Source organism: Sphingobacterium sp. WM (assembly GCF_029542465.1).
Classification (GTDB): Bacteria; Bacteroidota; Bacteroidia; order Sphingobacteriales; family Sphingobacteriaceae; genus Sphingobacterium; species Sphingobacterium cellulitidis.
This window is the reverse complement of the sequence record NZ_CP120709.1, coordinates 1,232,111-1,250,760: the sequence shown is the minus strand read 5'-3', so window position 1 is coordinate 1,250,760 and position 18,650 is coordinate 1,232,111. Positions and strand designations below refer to the sequence as shown.

Sequence of the window (18,650 nt, the reverse complement as noted above, 5' to 3'; positions counted from 1 at the left end):
AACACACAACTCTTTACAGTTTAGATTATTCTTTATATCTTTGCGGACTTAAAAACATTTTTTAACAAAAACAAATAAGAAAAACAGGTAAATGCCTACTATTCAACAATTAGTTAGAAAAGGTAGAGTAGCTCTGGTAGACAAGAGTAAGTCACCAGCGTTGGACTCATGTCCACAGCGAAGAGGTGTGTGTACACGTGTATACACTACTACCCCTAAAAAACCAAACTCAGCAATGCGTAAAGTAGCTCGCGTTCGTTTAACAAACGGTAAAGAGGTGAATGCTTACATCCCAGGAGAAGGCCACAACTTACAAGAGCACTCGATCGTATTAATTCGTGGCGGTCGTGTTAAGGACTTACCAGGAGTTCGTTACCACATTATTCGTGGTGCATTAGATACTTCCGGTGTTGCGGGTCGTAACCAACGTCGTTCTAAATACGGAACAAAACGTCCTAAACCAGGACAAGCAGCTGCTGCACCAGCAAAAGGTAAGAAAAAATAAACGGAGGAAAAGAAAATGAGAAAAGCAAAACCCAAAAAGAGAATCATTTTACCTGATCCAAAGTTTAACGATGTTCAGGTAACACGTTTCGTAAATAACATGATGTTTGATGGAAAGAAATCTATCGCATATTCAATTTTTTACGATGCAGTTGAATTAGTAGAGCAAAAGACTCAAGAGAATGGTCTTGAGACTTGGAAAAAAGCTCTTAACAATGTAATGCCAGCGGTAGAGGTTAAATCTCGTCGTGTTGGTGGTGCAAACTTCCAAGTACCTATGGAAGTTCGTCCTGAGCGCAAGATCGCTTTAGGTATGAAATGGTTAATTTCTTATGCTCGCAAGCGTGGTGAAAAAACTATGTTTGAGAAATTAGCGGGAGAAATCATTTCAGCTTCTAAAGGTGAAGGTGCTGCTGTTAAGAAGAAAGAAGATACGCACAAGATGGCGGAAGCTAACAAAGCGTTCTCACACTTCAGATTCTAATTTTGAACAAAAAGAATCAAATATGTTTACACCGACTTTAGATAATAGATTTTTTCGATTATCAAAGTCGGTGTATTTATTTCAAAAGAAATAACAATCAGCCAATAGGCAAACTGCAATAAAAAACATGGCAAAAGATTTAAAATTAGTAAGAAATATTGGTATCGCTGCACACATCGATGCTGGTAAAACTACAACTACAGAGCGTATTTTATTCTACTCAGGTGTAAACCACAAGTTAGGCGAGACTCACGAAGGATCTGCTACGACTGACTGGATGGCACAGGAGCAAGAGCGTGGTATCACGATTACGTCTGCAGCTGTAACCGTATTTTGGAACTACCGTAACAAAAAATACCAAGTAAACGTAATTGATACACCTGGACACGTTGACTTTACTGTAGAGGTAAACCGTTCATTACGTGTATTAGATGGGTTAGTATTCTTATTCTCTGCTGTTGATGGTGTTGAGCCACAATCAGAGACTAACTGGCGTTTAGCTGATGGATACAAAGTTCCACGTATTGGTTTCGTAAATAAAATGGACCGTTCTGGTGCTGACTTCTTAAAAGTAGTTAAGCAAGTAAAAGATATGTTAGGTTCTGAAGCTGTAGCGCTTCAATTACCTATCGGTGCTGAGGACAACTTCACTGGTGTTGTTGACTTAATCAACAACCGTGGTATCGTTTGGAATGAAGCAGATAAAGGGATGACCTTTACTGAAGTTCCAATTCCTGATGATATGCTTGATGAGGTTGCAGAATACCGTGAAAAATTATTAGAAGCTGTTGCTGGATATGATGAGTCATTAATGGAGAAATTCTTTGATGATCCAGATTCATTAACAGAGCGCGAAATCTTAGACGCTTTACGTAAGGCTGTTTTAGATAACGCTATTGTTCCTATGGTTTGTGGTTCATCTTTCAAAAACAAAGGTGTTCAAACTATGCTTGACTTCGTTATGGAGTTATTGCCTTCTCCATTGGATCAAGAAGCTGTTAAAGGTACAGACCCACGTACAGGTGAAGAGATTTCTCGTAAGCCATCAGAAGCTGAGCCATTTGCTGCATTAGGTTTCAAAATTGCTACTGACCCATTCGTAGGTCGTTTGTGTTTCACTCGTGTATATTCAGGATTCTTAGATGCTGGTTCTTATGTATTGAACACTCGTTCAGGAAACAAAGAGCGTATCTCTCGTATTTTCCAAATGCACGCGAACAAACAAAACCCTATTGAAAGAATCGGAGCTGGAGATATCGGTGCTGTAGTTGGTTTCAAAGACATCAAAACTGGTGACACTTTATGTGACGAGAAAAACCCAATCATTCTTGAGTCAATGGTATTCCCTGAGCCAGTAATTGGTTTAGCGATTGAGCCTAAGACACAAGCTGACGTTGATAAATTAGGTATCGGACTTAACAAATTAGCTGAGGAGGATCCAACCTTCGTAGTAAAAACTGACGAAGATACTGGCCAAACAGTTATTTCAGGTATGGGTGAGCTTCACTTAGATATCTTAATTGACCGTTTGAGACGTGAGTTCAAAGTAGAGGTTAACCAAGGTGCTCCACAAGTAGCATACAAAGAGTCTATCAACGGATCTACAGAACACCGTGAAGTTTACAAAAAGCAATCAGGTGGTCGTGGTAAATTCGCGGATATCAAAGTTGTTATTTCTCCTGCAGATGAGGATTGGGATGTAGTTAAAAACCCTCTTCAATTCGTTAATGAGATTGTTGGTGGTGCTATTCCTAAGGAATACATTCCTTCAGTTCAAAAAGGATTTGAAGTTTCCATGAAGAATGGTGTTTTAGCTGGTTACCAATTGTCAGGTATGAAAGTTCGTTTGATTGATGGTTCATTCCACGCAGTCGATTCAGACTCATTATCTTTCGAATTAGCAGCGAAGATGGCCTACCGTCAAGCACTTCCTAAATGTTCTCCAGTATTAATGGAGCCTATCATGAAAGTAGAAGTATTGACACCAGAAGAGAACATGGGTGATGTAATGGGAGACTTAAACCGTCGTCGTGGTCAAATGCAAGGTTTGGATTCACGTAACGGAGCACAAGTAATCAAAGCATTAGTTCCACTTTCAGAAATGTTTGGATATGTAACACAATTACGTACCATTACTTCAGGTCGTGCAACATCTACAATGGAATTTGATCACTATTCTGATGCACCTCGTAACGTTCAAGAGGACGTAATTGCGAAGTCAAAAGGAAAAGTTAAAGGAATCGAAGACTAATTCATTCGAATAAAAACAAACCGATCCCTGGTTGTAAATAGCTCTAACCAGGGGTCATCTTAAAAACAAAATATATAATGAGCCAAAGAATCAGAATCAAATTGAAATCATACGATTACAACTTGGTTGACAAGTCAGCTGAGAAAATCGTAAAAACAGTAAAACCTACAGGTGCAGTTGTTAGTGGACCTATTCCATTGCCTACTGAGAAAAAAATCTATACCGTTTTACGTTCTCCACACGTTAACAAAAAAGCACGTGAGCAATTCCAATTATGTTCTTACAAGAGATTGTTAGACATCTACTCATCTAACTCAAAAACTGTTGATGCGTTGATGAAATTAGAATTACCTTCAGGTGTTGAAGTTGAAATCAAAGTGTGATAGATTTCTTTTGAAAAAAACATGAAAGCCCATTGAAAAATGGGCTTTTGTTTTTTTCAAGATATGAGATGGGAGATGTGAGATTTGAGAAATTTGAAAGAAGGATAAGATTTCTTGAGAATCTCAAATCTCGAAACTCAACATAAGTTAAGGACCGATATTTAACCCTTAATATCTCAAATTTCAACACTTAAAACTCTCTAAACAACCCAATATTACCCATAATATCTCAAATCTCACATCTCAATACTCAAATCTACCTTCTCTAAAACTGGTAACCAATTCCAAAGTTCATTGTACGCGTGGAGAATTTTTTGGAGTTTTCGGAGGCATTTAAGTTAGATAAACCTAATCCATAGCCGGCTTGGATCAATAGACCATTAGAGAGCTTATACCCTACTGCAAAATTGATTCCGGCGTCCCAGCGATTCATCATTTTATTATCTCCGCTAAAGGAAACATCCTCAGACCTGGTTGTATTAGAGTTTGAGCTGCTGTTTTTTATTTTTCCACTGATGTTGTATCCTAAATAAGGACCAGCTGAAAGAAAAATATCGCCATTCCCGACAGGAACATAATAAACCGCATTGACAGGGATTTCAATGGACATTAAATTGAGATCAGATTTATTTGTCGTAGTGGATCTCTGTTGGAAAATGGGTATTTCATCTTCTATTCTTGTTCCTTTTCCTTGCAAGGAAATTCCTGGTTGGATAGAAAATTTTCCAGATAAAGGAATATCAGCAAAACCAGTAACAAAATAAGAAGGCTTTAATTTTTGGGAATCAAAATTGGTTATTTTCCCAAAGTTCATTCCAGCTTTAAGACCATAGGTCGTTTGAGCATTTGCTGCACCAATGCTTAGTGCAACAACCGCCAATGAAGATAAAATTGTTTTCATATTTAATTTTTTTTTTAGATTATATATCAAAACTAGATATCTAAAGCAATCCAATATGTTATCAACTAGTTAATTAACAAATTTTCACAATCAACAGTTAAATAAAAGGTAGTAAATGAAAAATTAATGCGTATAATTTTAACTTATCTAATAATATTCAAGGATTATCCAGGTGATGGTTTATGTTTGCTGGCAAACATTAAATAAAAAAACATTTTCCAGAGCATAACAACATAAAAGTCTGTTCATAAATGAACAGACTTTTCGAATAATACTGTATGAGTTGTTAGAATTGGAATCCAATTCCAAAATTGATCACTCGGTTAGAGCTATTCTTTTGATCTTTATCCGGGGATAAATTAGATAAACCAAGTCCGTAGCCAACATGAAATAAAATTCCATTATTCAATTTATATCCTACTAAGAAGTTCAATCCGGCATCGATCAGGTTCATTTGTCGATCTTCACCTGAGAATGTCATCTTGCGGGTAGAACTGCCGGTGAACATCTGGTTCAATGCTCCTTCTCCATGCTGTTTTCCTGAAACGTTAAATCCGATATAAGGCCCGGCACCTATAAATAGCTGACCCGGTTCCGTTTGGAAATAATATACAGCATTAAGCGGAATTTCAAGGGACATTACATTTTGTGTTAGGGCAAATTCAAGACCTTCGGCTTCTCCAGAATATTTAGTCCCCTTTCCTTGAAGGGAAATACCAGGTTGAATAGAGAATTGAGAAGTAATTGGAAAATCTGCATAAGCAGTTACAAAATAAGATAGGTTGTTTTTTTGATATTTTTGGAGTACATCTGCAACTTGGGAGTAATTGGCTAGATTCAATCCGGCTTTGACCCCATAACTAATTTGAGCTTGGGTTTTGAACATTCCAAATCCAACGATTACGCAGGTAATCCACATTCTTTTCATCATCAGCTTTTATTACTTTATTATTTAATATTTGAATTATAATTAATTTACAAAGTTTAAGCCAGTTTATGAAGTTTTATATAGAAGTTTTAGCAAATCATTTGGAGATTGACCTATTGTTCTGTTTTGGGAAAAGAAAAAGGCGACCTAAATGGGTCGCCTTTATATTCACTAAGGCTTAAAGCCTCCTAACATTTACTTAGAATTGGAATCCTAAACCGAATGATAATGTACGGTTAGTTAATTTATCTCCATCAGAGTCAGGATTAAGGTTAGATAAACCTAAACCATAACCAGCATTGATTAACAAACCATTATTGAATTTGTAACCAGCCATAAAGTTAGCACCAGCATCGATCAGGTTCATATCTTTATCATCACCTGAGAAGCTCAATTTACGGTCTCCAGAACCTTCAAGTCCGAAAGCTCCACCTTCCCATTTTTGTTTACCAGAAACGTTAAATCCTACATAAGGACCAGCTCCTAAGAATACCTGACCAGATCCAGCAGGGATATAGTAAACAGCATTTACTGGGATTTCAACGGACATTACATTTTGCGTTAATTTTCCGCTAGCATTATCGCCACTTTCCTCATATTTAGAACCCTTACCTTGTAATGATACACCAGGTTGGATTGAGAATTGAGGAGCAACAGGGATATCAGCAAAACCTGTTACATAGAAAGAAACATTGTTTTTTTGATTCTCATCTAATGCACCGCTTAATCCACTGTATTTACTTAAGTTAACACCAGCTTTTAAGCCGTAACTAGTTTGAGCTTGAGCTCCAGCTGCTAATAAAAGTGCAGCGCCAAATGAAAGTAGTAATTTTTTCATATCTATAATTTTTATCTTAACAAAAGCTCTCTAAAAATTTTTATTTGAGAGACACCGAAGTCTTGCAAAGTTTAGACCAAATTACCTCTGCTATAGCTAATGTTATCGCAATTCACTGATATTCAATAGGATAATTTTAGCATATTGACTTATAATTTTAAAAAAGTAAATTCCATTTTGATTAATTAAATTCTAAATCAAGGGATTATAGGGGTGATTTGGAAATACCTAAACAAAAAGCGAAAAAGGATTTTTTTATTTTAAAATTTAATCCTATTTTTGCATGCCTGTAAAGGTAAAAGGGTCGGATGGCCGAGTGGCTAGGCTGAGGTCTGCAAAACCTCCTACAGCGGTTCGAATCCGCTTCCGACCTCGTTAATAACAATAAAAAAATATTTGATACAATGGGAGTTACACGTTTAAAAAGAAAAGATAGAAGAAATAAAACTGTTGCACGCGTTGAAGTACAGTTTTTAAAGCTTGGCCGTAATATTGAACCAGGTTCAAAAAGCAAAATGCCAAAGAACAGCCAAATCACTAAGAACAATGAAATCTTAGATAACCTTTCTGCAGACGCAAAATAAGGTTCGAGACAATATATTAAAAGCCTGTAGAAAGTTCTACAGGCTTTTTTTATGATTGATTTTTATTAAAATCCATTAAAGAAATGGACATAATTTTATTCTACATACTTTGGATTGCAGTAATTATTTCAGCTACCTTCTCTTTCGAACTGTAGATTTCATCTTCATCCATTCCAGTTACTGAATTTGACTTAAATATCATTTTCGAAGGCACTATCACTTTGGCTGAAGAGTGAATACTTGTTGCTTTGGTATAATTTAATATTTCCTTCACATTGCTTGCATCAACACCAGAGCCAGGCATAATTTCAATTCTTCCATTTGCCTGTTCAATTAGTTCTTTCAGGAGGTCCTTACCTTGCCAAGCAGTATTTTGTAGTCCAGAGGTTAGAATACGGTCACATCCTAGTCCAATGATATCCTCCAGTGCTTGTTGAGGATCATTGCAGCGGTCAAAAGCCCTATGGAATACCACGCACATAGGTTTAGCCTCAGTGACTAAAACTTGCATTCTTTCCTTATCAACTGATCCGTCAGCATTCAAGACTCCGATCACTACGCCATCACAACCTACAGATTTACAGTATCGGATATCTTCAATAATTTCTTGAAATTCATCATCGGTATAGAGGAAGTCACCAGATCTAGGTCTTATCAGAACATGAACACCAATATGGAGTTGATTTCTTACCAATTTGATTTGTCCATAGGAAGGTGTTGTTCCGCCATTTTCTAAATTTTGGCAGAGCTCTACCCTACTTGCACCTGCTTGTTGCGCTTGATTAGCTGAATAAATTGAATTGGCACATATTTCCAATTCAATCCCATTTATTTTGACTTCCTTCATAGATTCAAATATATCCATTTGGTAGATTAAAAAGCCTGTGAAATTTTAATTCACAATAAATCAATAAATTAATAAAACAAAATTGAATTTGACTTGTTGAAAATTCTGCGAGCATCCAAAAAAATATACTATGCCACTTATTTCAAAACAACGAGAGGTACAGATTCATTTATCCACGATGTATGATCATCTGCAAACCAGAGTCGAAAAAATGAAAAAGGAACTGAAAATGCATCGTACAGAATACGAAGACGCCTGCCATATGCATATTAAATCGGGTTTTCAGCTTGAGAAGTTATGGTTAAAAGCCGACCAAAACTATCAGAACAAATTCCGCGAGTTTGAGACGCATTGTTTTCTTTTAGAGATTCTATCCGATTATCGGGATGAGGAGGGTAACTTTATTCATCTGGATGAATTCATTTTGACCTTAGATTCCTTAATACAGCAATTTGTAAAGCAAGAGGCCTACGAGACCTGTTCAGTGATCAAGAAATGGCAAGATCACATAAAAAACAACCTTTACGTAAATCGGTAACGGTATTGATTAATGATAAGCTGGATTTTTCTCATTAAATATATTGATTAAGATTGGCCAGTTATGGTTTTCTTCATTCAATAAATCCCTTGCTGAGATTCCATAATTATTTTTCAGATCGGGGTCAGCATGATATTGGATCAATAGGTTGATAATATTGATATCTACATTGTCCATCATGGCACGCCAGAGAGCTGTATTTCCGAAGCGGTCCTGCAAATCTACGCGGACCCCAGAATGTAACATCAGGGAAACGAAATCAAATTCATTCTTTTCCACGGCCACATGCAAGGCCGACAAACCTGTTGTGTCTTGATGATTGATATTAGCATGATGATCAATGGCCCATTTTGCTAATTCCAACTCTCCATAAATAATGGCATTCATGAGAAGTGTCCGATTCAATCTATCGGTTTTATCAATGTTAATGGTCCTATAATATTCTTTTACTTGTTGTATTTCACTTTTTCTTAATGCTTCGAGAGCAGTATCAGTTTTTTTAATTTTTAAAGTCAAAGCCAAACTCCTTTCTTTTCTATTTTGAAATATTCTTTCAATAATCCAGTTATTTTACACTTAAGTCTTAGCTATTCAATAAATAAGTTAACAAATATTTAATAAATCTCAAAATTATTCAAGGCATGAATACATGTCTAGACTATCGTATTCGTCAATCGAATATTTACCTGATTTCAGGGATGTTTCCAAAAATGAATCCTCCTTAAATTAGATTAACCTTTAAGGATGAAGAATTCAAACATTAAAGGGGTACTAGTTTCAATCAAAAACAAAATCAAGATAGCATGAAAAATTTGGGATCAATTTTATTTTTATATGGCATATTAGCCATCATTATGAATTTCTTTAATGCAGTGCCTCGCATTTTAATTTGGATTTATAATTGGGGCGAAGGAACTGCTTGGCTTATTAAAATAGCTTTTGTATTAGTTGGTGCGGCACTATGGTGGTTTGCTGGCAAAGACGAGGTAAAGGATGAGGAAAAAGATGAGGCTCCAACTGATCAGCCAAGCCAGCCTTAGTCCTTGACTAGGTTACTCCCGGAGGTGAATAGTTCTTTTTTCTTTTGCAGACTTCATGGCTGCATCGAGGATTTCGACTGCTGTCACATTGACCTTCAACCCATACTGGTCCAATGGATCCAGGACAATTGAACCATTGACCACTGCTGCTAAGATCGAGAAGGGATCATTGTAGGGAGCTGGACGATTATCCAATTTTATTATTTCCTCAGGTTGATTCTCTTGTAATCGCGTTTTCAGTGTTTTTGCATCCACTGCGATGGCGTAGCCTTTGTTACCATAAACCTCCATATCTTTTCTAGAGAATGTCCAATTCCAAGATCCTTGAATTACACATTGGGCATTCGGATATTGAAGAATAATGGTGGCTTCATCATCCACTTCCTTATATATTTCAGGTTTATTTTGTTGTACCACCGCAGTAACTGACAAGGGTTTTTCTCCATTCATCAACCAGGTCATCAAATTAGCTCCATAACATCCAAAGTCCACCAAAGCACCGGCTCCATTTTTTGCAGGGTCTGTCAATATCTCAAAAAACTCTTTACTCACTCCTATCTCTTTTGGACCTTGATGGCCATCATTCACCATTACCTTTTTTACTTCACCCAACTTTCCATCTTCCAATAATCTTTTTATTCTTTGGTTGCTTTCATACCAAGAAGTTTCAAAATTGGTCAGCACATGGATATTATTTTTCTTAGCGAGTTGTTCAATTTCTTTGGCATGGGCAAAATTCGTTGCCAATGGTTTTTCCACCATGACATGCACCTTTCTGGGGGCACAAGCTCGAACGACATCGATATGCTCAGAGATAGCTCCGAATGCTGAAACCGCATCTGGTTTCACCTTTTTCAGCATTTCCTCCAAATTCGTAAAGAACAAAGATTTATCCAATTGGTACCGTTTGATATATCTTTCTACCAATTCTGGATTTTGCTCATAAATTCCAACCAGGACCATATCCTTTTTGTCCTTCCGATTAAACACCCAATCCACATGGCCATGACTCAATCCCGCAACAGCCAATTTCAAAGGTTCCTGGGCAATCAATGATATTGAAAGAATCATAAAAAACATGCTTGACAAAATTGATTTCATATTGATTAGTTTAGGTGATGGTCTATTTGACTAAAAACATTCTAAATTATATAAAATCAAGAATAAACTCTTCTATCAGCTTCATATTTATCTATTTATAACAAAAATGTTCCATTCCTGATAAGCAGCAATCATAGATTTCCTAGATTAATTTTTTAACTTTAACAACAGTGAACCAAATATAAATTTTATGGAACTACCATGGGCCGAGCCCTATAAAGTAAAGATGGTTGAAGAAATCTTTATGTCTAGCCGAGAACAGCGTGAAAAGTGGATTGAGGAGGAAGGTAACAATCTTTTTAACCTTGCCAGCGACCGTGTTTTTATTGATTTATTAACAGATTCAGGAACTGGAGCCATGTCTGATCGACAGTGGGCAGAAATCATGATGGGCGATGAAAGTTATGCAGGCTCTCAATCCTATCTGAAACTCCGTGAAGTTGTCCGTCATACCTTAGGCTTTCCATATTTCTTGCCAACGCATCAAGGTCGAGCAGCAGAGAATGTGCTTTTCAGTATCTTAGTAAAGGAGAATAATGTGGTACCAGGAAATTCTCATTTTGACACCACCAAGGGTCATATTGAATTTCGTAAAGCGCATGCAATAGACTGTACCATTGATGAGGCTTTTGACATCAATAACCTCCACCCTTTTAAAGGAAATATAGATTTAGAGAAATTGGAAGTGGTGTATAAGGCACATCCAAAGGAAAATATTCCCTTTTGTATGATTACAGTAACCTGTAATTCTTCGGGAGGTCAGCCTGTTTCAATGCAAAACATTAAGGACGTTAAGGCCTTATCCGATCGATATGGAATTCCAGTCTTCTTTGACGCTGCAAGATTTGCTGAAAATGCCTATTTAATCAAAGAGCGCGAAGATGAATACCAAGACAAGACTATCAAGGAAATCGTAAAAGAGATGTTTTCATATGGTGATGGATTTACCATGTCAGCAAAAAAGGATGGCTTAGTAAATATTGGAGGTCTCCTCGGGATGCGTAATGAACAGCTTTATCGTGCCTGTGGAAACATGGGGATTATTTATGAGGGTTTCATTACCTATGGCGGATTAGCAGGTCGGGATCTTGCAGCCTTGGCTCAAGGATTATTAGAATCTACTGAATTACCTTATTTAAAAGCTAGGATTGATCAAGTGGAATATCTTGGGAATAAACTTATAGCATATGGTATTCCCATTCAGAAACCAATTGGCGGACATGCTGTTTTTGTGGATGCCTTAAATTTTCTGACTCATGTTCCTCGTGAGGAATATCCAGCACAGACCCTGGCGATCGAATTATATAAGGAATCAGGTGTTCGAGGGGTTGAAATAGGTACTCTTTTGGCAGATCGAGATCCAGAAACAAGGGAAGATCGTTTTCCAAAGCTTGAGTTACTACGATTGGCAATCCCACGAAGGACCTACAGCTATAAGCACCTGGACTATGTCGCAGCTGCCTTAAAGAACATTTTCGACAGGCGTGAAGAAATAAGATCAGGTCTTGAAATTGTGTGGGAATCAGAAATATTGAGACACTTCACTATTCTGTTAAAGAAAAAATAAATCTGGATGGACTTGAGAGAGATAAAAATCATATACTCTCTCAAGTCTTTATCTTTTAAAAGCCATCATTAAGTATATTCTCAACATAGATGAAGCGTACTATCTGAAATATGATAATGAAGATCAAAGGAATTGTAATTGACTTCGACCTATAGGACATTTGCTTTGAAATAAAATTCTGATTGAAAAGATGAATGATCAATAATCCAACACCTGCTAATACGGTAGCAAACAACCAACTTTCAAAAGTATCATAAAATTGGGCTTCGGGCAGGTAGTTTTGAATTAAGAATATTGATAGGAACAGAAGTAAAATTCCAATAATGAATAAAATAAACGCCAATCCATATTTTTTTAGAATTATATAATTTATCATGGCTAAGATATATCCAAACATAACTCCAAAAAGTAAGCTGATCATAAAAATGGCAAAATTGGTATAGAGTGGGATAGCATTTTCATTATCTGTCAATTTCTTATCAAATACCCTTATTTGCTTAAACTCCTTTTCGTTTTCTTCTTGGACTTTCCCATCAATAAAAGCTTCTACCCTTTCCTTTTCCTCATCTGAAAATTCGCGTCCTCTTTCCAATAGGATTTCATATGCCAATTTAATTGCTTCAGGAACCTTTCTAGAGTCCGGGAGGATAAATTTTTCCAATTCCTTATTAGGAAGCTTTTCTAATACACTTTTCTTAACCATTAAAATTCTATTAAAATCAATTTTTCAAAAATGAATTCATGATTCCGTAAAGATATCATTCAATAGATACTAGATTAAGCTATTATTAAATTATTAAGAAATAGGTAAATAAAAGGCTACAGGATTTGTTTGAAAAGTTTTAGGATGACCAAAGTTAATCAACTACTTGATAGATTCCTTTCTCTGGACCAAATGTTAGTGTATTAGTTACAAAATAAGGAATCCCCATATAGATCAATTCAGTGCCTTTACCAGATATGTATTGGTTCTCCGTAGCTAGCAAGGCAAAGGCCTTACGTTTTTTATCACGCCAGCCATAAGGGGTATAGATTAGACTTCCAAGCAAGGTATCCGCTTTTATCTCTCCTTCTACTTCCCCTAGCACTACATAATCACCAGGGCCAGTTACTTTATATTGTCCAACAAATCGCTTTTTGTGGAGCATCAAATCTATAGTCACGGTATCTCTACCTTGATAGGAAACTAATTTTTTTTCGATTAATTCACCTTTGATGGACTCAGTACAGCTTTGTAAAAAAGCTGAGGCCATGAATAAAAAGAAGGCTATTAAGAATAATAATGTGTTTTTCACTTGTTAAATATAGGCTAATTTTTGACTTGTTGTTTTGTGAAAGGTCTAAAAATAGATTAAAGGATGGGAGTTAATAGGGATTAGAAAGTCAGTTAGATTTAGTTCAAAGAAATTAGGAATTAAAATAAGATGGGGGATTACTAAGAGTAAGGGTTTGGAAAATGGGTGTTGTAACAAAAGCATAACAGTACAGGACAGTGCATTAATTTATATGTGGTACTTTCATATAAACCATTAAAAACTAAACCTTTTACTTAAACCTCAATTATGAAAAAAAGAAAACACCCCATGTTTTCGGGAGGCTTCGTGGCTATTGCTGTGATATTCCTTCTGATTTTAAGTAATCTGTCCGCTAATGCACAAGAAACCATTACTGTGACAGGTTTAGTAACCGATTCCCTTTCCAAACCACTAGCTGGCATTAGTGTTTCATCAGATGGGAAGGAAACAAGTACAGATTCTAACGGAAAGTACGTCCTAGATGTTAAAAAGGATGGGATAATAGTATTTTCTGCTATTGGGTTTGTACAGCTACAGATTCCTGTCGCAGGAAATAACGTAATCAATGCTACATTATTGGAGTCCTCGGCCGAGATTGAATCCGTAGTCGTTACTGCCTTTGGTAAGAAACAGAAGAAGGAAGCTATTGTAGGTTCCGTCACTTCAATCAATGCCAAGGAATTAAAAGTCCCATCGAGCAATTTAACAACTGCATTTGCGGGGCGGCTTTCGGGAGTAATTGCCTATCAACGATCTGGAGAGCCTGGGGCTGATGATGCCTCATTCTTTATACGTGGAGTTACAACGTTTGGAAATGGTAGTGGTAGTCCATTGATCTTAATTGATAACATTGAGCTTACCACGACCGACTTAGCACGTTTGCAACCGGATGACATTGAAAGTTTTTCGATCCTGAAAGATGCAAGTGCCACCTCACTTTATGGCGCACGTGGTGCCAACGGCGTAATTTTCGTCACTACCAAAGAAGGTAAAGAAGGTGCAACCAAGCTGAATTTCAGGATAGAGAATTCTATTTCTGCACCAACCCAAAAAATTGACATTGCAGATCCCGTGACTCATATGAAATTATATACTGAGGCACAATTAACAAGAGATCCCTTATCACACATATTATATCCCCAAAATAGAATTGATAAGGTTGCAGAAGGCGGAAATAACCCCTATGTCTATCCGGCAACCGATTGGTTTGATTTAATGTTCAAGGAAAGGACATCGAATCAAAGATCCAATCTAAGTGTAACCGGAGGAGGAAAGATTGCTCAATATTATGTTGCGGGAGCATATAATATTGATAACGGTATTTTAAAAGTAGATCCAAAAAACAACTTCAACAGTAATGTTAAGTTGAATAGTTATCAATTGCGTTCCAATGTAAACATGCGATTAACTCCGAAAACAGAACTTGTTGTTCGGATGTACGGAATTTTTGATGATTACAAGGGACCAATAGACGGTGGTACTGGGATGTATCAAAAAGCATTACGATCAAGTCCTACCCTATTTGCACCATTTTATGCGCCGGATGAAGCTAACAGTGCCTCACAACATGTTTTATTTGGAAATTACAAGTCAGGAAGTTCTTATTACTTAAATCCCTATGCAGAAATGTTGAGAGGATATAAGGAATATTCGCAATCGAGGATGCTAGCTCAATTGGAACTTAATCAAAATTTATTCTCGATTACTGAAGGCCTAAATGCCAAAGGATTATTCAGTACAAACCGTTATTCATATTTTGATGTTGCTAGGGCTTATGGTCCTTATTTCTATAATATTGGTATTTATGATAAAAACACAGATAAATACACCTTAAACTACCTTAATGAAAAAGAAGGTCCTGCTCATTATGAAGATATCAGGCCATTATACCAAAATAGAAATCTAAGCACCGAGCTTTATGGACAAGTGACCTTAGATTACAATCGTCTATTTAATGAGAAACACAATTTTGGTGGCACCTTGGTATTTGTGATGCAACAGCGATTATCAACCACTGAAAACTTTGATTTACAATCTTCGCTTCCCCATCGAAACATTGGTATTTCAGGTAGAGCTTCATATGCATACGACAATCGTTATTTTGGCGAGTTTAACTTTGGTTATAATGGTTCGGAGCGGTTTTATAGAGATAAGCAGTTTGGATTCTTCCCAACTATTGGTTTAGCTTGGGTTGTATCTAATGAGAAATTTTGGAATGTCTCTTCCATCAATAAATTAAAACTAAGAGGATCTTATGGTTTGGTTGGAAATGATGCCATTGGACGTGCTGAAGATCGCTTTTTCTATCTTTCAAGTGTTAATTTAGATAATGCAGGTCGAGGGGCAACCTTTGGATTTGACAACGGCTATACCGCCAATGGAGTTTCCATTTCCAGATATCCGAATCTGGATATTACTTGGGAAAAATCTTATCAGACGAATGCAGCAATTGAATTGGGATTATTTAATAAGGTCAATCTCGTTGCAGAGGCCTATCAACAAAGAAGAAAGAATATCTTGATGACTCGTTCATCCATACCATCAACCATGGGATTATCCACTGTTACGATGGCGAATGTGGGTGAAGCTAGTTCAAAGGGGGTAGATCTTTCCTTAGATTACACTCATAATTTCAATTCAAATTTCTGGATGATAACCCGCGGTAGTTTCACATTTGCTACCAGTGAATTTGTAAAATATGAGGAACCAGAATATGTAGATCGGTATAAATCACATGTGGGTCAGTCGATTAATCAAAACTGGGGTTATATCGCAGAACGATTATTCATAGATGAGAATGATGTTGCGAATTCACCAAGACAGAATTTCGGATTGTACCAGGCTGGAGACATTAAATATCGCGATGTAAATGGAGATGGTCAAATTACGACCTTAGATATGGTTCCTATCGGATACCCTACAGCACCAGAAATCACCTATGGTTTTGGTACTTCTATTGGGTTTAAGAATTTAGATTTCTCGGTATTTTTCCAAGGCTTAGCGCGGGAGTCCTTTTGGATAGACCCCTATGCTACAGCCCCATTTGTAAATTATGATGGCAATGGAATCAACAATGGGTTTTTAGGAGAAAATGCTTTGTTACAGGCTTATGCTGATAGTCATTGGTCTGAAGAAAGTCGGGATATCTATGCGGTTTGGCCTAGATTATCAACGATTGCCATTGCGAACAACAATCAATCGAGCACTTGGTTTATGCGTAATGGAAGTTTCTTACGTGTGAAAAGCGTAGAGGCGGGTTATACTCTTCCTCAAGACTTTACGAACAGATTCAAAATCACCAATTTCAGGATTTACTTTAGTGGAAGTAATCTCTTCAACTTCAGCAAATTCAAGCTTTGGGATCCTGAAATGGGAGGTAATGGTTTAGGCTATCCATTGCAAAAAGTATTCAACATAGGTCTTAATATGAATTTTTAACCTTTAAACTTTTGTTTAAATGAAAAGATATTTGATTTTAATAATAACTCCCCTACTATTTTCCATTGTCTTCACTGGTTGTAAACGTTATTTGAATGTTACTCCAGATGGAATTGGAACTATAGAATATGCTTTTAGAAAGCGTTCAGAGGCGGAGAAGTATTTATTTACGGTATATAATAATCTTCCTAGCTATGGTAATTCGGCTGCGGATCCAGGTTTTGTTACAGGCGATGAGTTTGCGATTCACTACCCTTCCACCTATTTTGACATAGGTTTAAATCGAATTCAGCGAGGTGAGCAGAATATCGTCAATCCATTTGGTAATTATTGGGATGGCTGGAATGGTGGCAAACCCTATTTCCAGGCATTGCGGGAGTGTAATATTTTCTTGGACAATGTTGAAACTGTACCTGATTTGACTGAGAGCGAACGCAAAAGATGGATAGCAGAAGTGAAATTTTTGAAGGCCTATTATCATTTTTATTTATTTAGAATGTATGGGCCAATTCCTTTAATTAAGGAAAGTTTGCCAGTATCAGCATCGATCGAGGAAGTACGTGTTTCTCGACAACCTGTAGATGAGGTTGTAAGTTATATAGTTAGCTTAATTGATGAATCAGTTACTGATTTACCTCAGAACATATTAAACGAGGCCTCAGAATTAGGTCGGATTACGAAGCCAATCGCATTGGCATTAAAGGCACAGGTTTTAGTCACTGCTGCCAGTCCCTTATTTAATGGTAATCAAGATTACTCAAGTTTTAAGAATAAGGATGGCTTAGGCTTATTTAATTCGAATGTAGACAAGGAGAAATGGAAAGCAGCATTGGATGCTACCAAAGCTGCTATCGATTTGGCTGTAAGTTCAGGTGCAACCTTATATTATTACACGCCGATTTCCGGGGAGACAATGTCAGATTCGACTCGTATAACGATGAATGTGCGAGCGAATATTACTGATAAATGGAATCCAGAGGTAATTTGGGGTTCAAGCAACGCAATGGCATCCAGTGTACAGGGATTGGCACAAGCAAGGATTTCTTCGGGAGATCCATCAAAATTGCCATCGCCACCAAGTACAAATGAGTCGATACGTTCGATGTTAGCACCGCCTTTACATATAGCCGAGATGTTTTACAGCAATAAGGGAGTTCCAATTGAGGAAGACAAAACTTATGACTATGAAAACAGATTCACCAGAATTCGCACTGCAACGGCTCAGGAGAAATATTATATCAAAGAAAATATGTCCACCGTGCAATTACATTTTGATAGAGAGCCTCGCTTTTATGCAAGCTTAGGTTTTGATGGCGGAATCTGGTATGGGAATGGTTTATTTGATGATAATAAAACCTGGTTTATCGAAGGAAAAGCAGGACAACGCGGAGCACAATTAGGAGCTTCTTTATATTCCATCACAGGTTATTGGCCTAAAAAATTGGTTAACTACAAGAATGACTTTGGAAGTAATTCTGACAGTTACACTACGATTAATTATCCATGGCCAGTTATCCGTTTAGCTGAATTATATCTCATGTATGCAGAAGCATTAAATGAATATAGTGGTCCAAGTGATGAAGTATATAAAAACCTTGATTTAGTTCGTAAAAGAGCTGGTTTATTGGGTGTAAAAGAAAGCTGGACAAAATATGCTCGGAATCCAAACAAACCAAATTCACAGGATGGGTTAAGAGATATAATCAGAAGAGAGCAATTGATTGAAACTGTTTTTGAAGGAAAAAGATATTGGAACCTTCGTCGCTGGAAAATAGCTGAGAATTACTTAAATCTACCAATTAAAGGATGGGATTTGGAACAGGATGATGACAATTATTATCGGGTTAAAACAGTGATCAGTCCAATATTTTCACTTAAGGATTATTTATGGCCGATTTCAGAAGATGCGATCATTAACAATCCAAATCTAGTACAGAACCCAGGATGGTAA

18 protein-coding genes and 1 tRNA gene are annotated in these 18,650 nt (G+C 36.9%); 11 read left to right on the top strand and 8 right to left on the bottom strand.

The annotated features are described in order from the left end of the window. Positions 1-91: 91 nt before the first annotated feature. From rpsL to rpsJ, 4 genes are all read left to right on the top strand, one after another. The gene (rpsL, locus tag PZ892_RS05365) at positions 92-505 is read left to right on the top strand and encodes a 30S ribosomal protein S12 (protein ID WP_002993550.1); all 414 of its coding nucleotides are present in this window, start codon (positions 92-94) and stop codon (positions 503-505) included. 15 nt (positions 506-520) lie between these two features. Then, positions 521-988, top strand: coding sequence for a 30S ribosomal protein S7 (gene rpsG, locus PZ892_RS05360; protein ID WP_094258280.1), 468 nt, complete (start codon positions 521-523; stop codon positions 986-988). Positions 989-1,115: 127 nt separating this feature from the next. Beyond that, positions 1,116-3,239 carry an elongation factor G gene (gene fusA / locus PZ892_RS05355; RefSeq protein WP_182499008.1) on the top strand — a complete coding sequence of 708 codons (2,124 nt, stop codon included), beginning with the start codon at positions 1,116-1,118 and terminating at the stop codon, positions 3,237-3,239. Positions 3,240-3,316: 77 nt separating this feature from the next. Then, positions 3,317-3,622, top strand: a complete 306-nt coding sequence (gene rpsJ, locus PZ892_RS05350; RefSeq protein WP_013667229.1) for a 30S ribosomal protein S10 — start codon at positions 3,317-3,319, stop codon at positions 3,620-3,622. Between the two features lie 265 nt (positions 3,623-3,887). On the opposite strand, the gene PZ892_RS05345 is transcribed toward rpsJ, so the two are convergent. From PZ892_RS05345 to PZ892_RS05335, 3 genes are all read right to left on the bottom strand, one after another. Further along, the gene (locus tag PZ892_RS05345; RefSeq protein WP_277712313.1) at positions 3,888-4,523 is read right to left on the bottom strand and encodes a porin family protein; all 636 of its coding nucleotides are present in this window, start codon (positions 4,521-4,523) and stop codon (positions 3,888-3,890) included. A 286-nt stretch (positions 4,524-4,809) separates the two neighbouring features. Beyond that, positions 4,810-5,454 carry a porin family protein gene (locus PZ892_RS05340; protein WP_182499010.1) on the bottom strand — a complete coding sequence of 215 codons (645 nt, stop codon included), beginning with the start codon at positions 5,452-5,454 and terminating at the stop codon, positions 4,810-4,812. Between the two features lie 196 nt (positions 5,455-5,650). Then, complete coding sequence (locus PZ892_RS05335) at positions 5,651-6,289, bottom strand: porin family protein (RefSeq protein WP_277712310.1); 639 nt, start codon at positions 6,287-6,289, stop codon at positions 5,651-5,653. A gap of 302 nt (positions 6,290-6,591) precedes the next feature. On the opposite strand from PZ892_RS05335, the gene PZ892_RS05330 reads away from it, so the two are divergent. Continuing rightward, positions 6,592-6,662: transfer RNA gene (locus PZ892_RS05330), tRNA-Cys, on the top strand. Positions 6,663-6,693: 31 nt separating this feature from the next. Then, entirely contained in the window at positions 6,694-6,873 is a 180-nt protein-coding gene (locus tag PZ892_RS05325) for a spore protein (protein ID WP_094258275.1), read from the top strand. Positions 6,874-6,973: 100 nt separating this feature from the next. On the opposite strand, the gene PZ892_RS05320 is transcribed toward PZ892_RS05325, so the two are convergent. After that, positions 6,974-7,720 carry a copper homeostasis protein CutC gene (locus tag PZ892_RS05320; RefSeq protein ID WP_277712308.1) on the bottom strand — a complete coding sequence of 249 codons (747 nt, stop codon included), beginning with the start codon at positions 7,718-7,720 and terminating at the stop codon, positions 6,974-6,976. Between the two features lie 130 nt (positions 7,721-7,850). On the opposite strand from PZ892_RS05320, the gene PZ892_RS05315 reads away from it, so the two are divergent. Continuing rightward, entirely contained in the window at positions 7,851-8,258 is a 408-nt protein-coding gene (locus tag PZ892_RS05315) for a hypothetical protein (protein WP_141202136.1), read from the top strand. Positions 8,259-8,267: 9 nt separating this feature from the next. On the opposite strand, the gene PZ892_RS05310 is transcribed toward PZ892_RS05315, so the two are convergent. Beyond that, the gene (locus PZ892_RS05310) at positions 8,268-8,774 is read right to left on the bottom strand and encodes an ankyrin repeat domain-containing protein (protein WP_277712305.1); all 507 of its coding nucleotides are present in this window, start codon (positions 8,772-8,774) and stop codon (positions 8,268-8,270) included. A gap of 287 nt (positions 8,775-9,061) precedes the next feature. Here PZ892_RS05310 and PZ892_RS05305 point away from each other — a divergent pair, with 287 nt between their 5' ends. Next, on the top strand, positions 9,062-9,298 hold the full coding sequence (locus PZ892_RS05305) for a hypothetical protein (protein ID WP_277712304.1): 237 nt from the start codon (positions 9,062-9,064) through the stop codon (positions 9,296-9,298). Positions 9,299-9,310: 12 nt separating this feature from the next. Here the strand turns inward: PZ892_RS05305 and PZ892_RS05300 are convergent, their stop codons facing one another. Next, a complete protein-coding gene (locus PZ892_RS05300) occupies positions 9,311-10,399 on the bottom strand; it encodes a Gfo/Idh/MocA family oxidoreductase (RefSeq protein ID WP_277712303.1) in 1,089 nt (362 codons plus the stop codon). Between the two features lie 190 nt (positions 10,400-10,589). Between PZ892_RS05300 and PZ892_RS05295 the strand changes: the two genes are divergently transcribed. Further along, positions 10,590-11,966 carry a tryptophanase gene (locus PZ892_RS05295; protein ID WP_277712302.1) on the top strand — a complete coding sequence of 459 codons (1,377 nt, stop codon included), beginning with the start codon at positions 10,590-10,592 and terminating at the stop codon, positions 11,964-11,966. Positions 11,967-12,021: 55 nt separating this feature from the next. Here the strand turns inward: PZ892_RS05295 and PZ892_RS05290 are convergent, their stop codons facing one another. Next, positions 12,022-12,669 (bottom strand): hypothetical protein, encoded by a 648-nt coding sequence (locus PZ892_RS05290; protein WP_277712300.1) that lies wholly within the window; start codon positions 12,667-12,669, stop codon positions 12,022-12,024. Positions 12,670-12,823: 154 nt separating this feature from the next. Continuing rightward, a complete protein-coding gene (locus PZ892_RS05285; RefSeq protein WP_277712299.1) occupies positions 12,824-13,261 on the bottom strand; it encodes a hypothetical protein in 438 nt (145 codons plus the stop codon). A gap of 267 nt (positions 13,262-13,528) precedes the next feature. Between PZ892_RS05285 and PZ892_RS05280 the strand changes: the two genes are divergently transcribed. Both PZ892_RS05280 and PZ892_RS05275 read left to right on the top strand, forming a co-directional pair. Further along, positions 13,529-16,699 carry a TonB-dependent receptor gene (locus tag PZ892_RS05280; protein ID WP_277712298.1) on the top strand — a complete coding sequence of 1,057 codons (3,171 nt, stop codon included), beginning with the start codon at positions 13,529-13,531 and terminating at the stop codon, positions 16,697-16,699. A gap of 19 nt (positions 16,700-16,718) precedes the next feature. Beyond that, a complete protein-coding gene (locus tag PZ892_RS05275) occupies positions 16,719-18,650 on the top strand; it encodes a RagB/SusD family nutrient uptake outer membrane protein (RefSeq protein ID WP_277712296.1) in 1,932 nt (643 codons plus the stop codon).

Coding starts and splice junctions, on each gene's coding strand:
- PZ892_RS05275 (WP_277712296.1), top strand. CDS start 16,719: ATGAAAAGATATTTGATTTTAATAATAACTCCCCTACTATTTTCCATT.
- PZ892_RS05315 (WP_141202136.1), top strand. CDS start 7,851: ATGCCACTTATTTCAAAACAACGAGAGGTACAGATTCATTTATCCACG.
- PZ892_RS05320 (WP_277712308.1), bottom strand. CDS start 7,720: ATGAAGGAAGTCAAAATAAATGGGATTGAATTGGAAATATGTGCCAAT.
- PZ892_RS05300 (WP_277712303.1), bottom strand. CDS start 10,399: ATGAAATCAATTTTGTCAAGCATGTTTTTTATGATTCTTTCAATATCA.
- PZ892_RS05280 (WP_277712298.1), top strand. CDS start 13,529: ATGAAAAAAAGAAAACACCCCATGTTTTCGGGAGGCTTCGTGGCTATT.
- PZ892_RS05335 (WP_277712310.1), bottom strand. CDS start 6,289: ATGAAAAAATTACTACTTTCATTTGGCGCTGCACTTTTATTAGCAGCT.
- PZ892_RS05290 (WP_277712300.1), bottom strand. CDS start 12,669: ATGGTTAAGAAAAGTGTATTAGAAAAGCTTCCTAATAAGGAATTGGAA.
- PZ892_RS05295 (WP_277712302.1), top strand. CDS start 10,590: ATGGAACTACCATGGGCCGAGCCCTATAAAGTAAAGATGGTTGAAGAA.
- PZ892_RS05325 (WP_094258275.1), top strand. CDS start 6,694: ATGGGAGTTACACGTTTAAAAAGAAAAGATAGAAGAAATAAAACTGTT.
- rpsL (WP_002993550.1), top strand. CDS start 92: ATGCCTACTATTCAACAATTAGTTAGAAAAGGTAGAGTAGCTCTGGTA.
- PZ892_RS05305 (WP_277712304.1), top strand. CDS start 9,062: ATGAAAAATTTGGGATCAATTTTATTTTTATATGGCATATTAGCCATC.
- fusA (WP_182499008.1), top strand. CDS start 1,116: ATGGCAAAAGATTTAAAATTAGTAAGAAATATTGGTATCGCTGCACAC.
- PZ892_RS05340 (WP_182499010.1), bottom strand. CDS start 5,454: ATGATGAAAAGAATGTGGATTACCTGCGTAATCGTTGGATTTGGAATG.
- rpsJ (WP_013667229.1), top strand. CDS start 3,317: ATGAGCCAAAGAATCAGAATCAAATTGAAATCATACGATTACAACTTG.
- rpsG (WP_094258280.1), top strand. CDS start 521: ATGAGAAAAGCAAAACCCAAAAAGAGAATCATTTTACCTGATCCAAAG.
- PZ892_RS05345 (WP_277712313.1), bottom strand. CDS start 4,523: ATGAAAACAATTTTATCTTCATTGGCGGTTGTTGCACTAAGCATTGGT.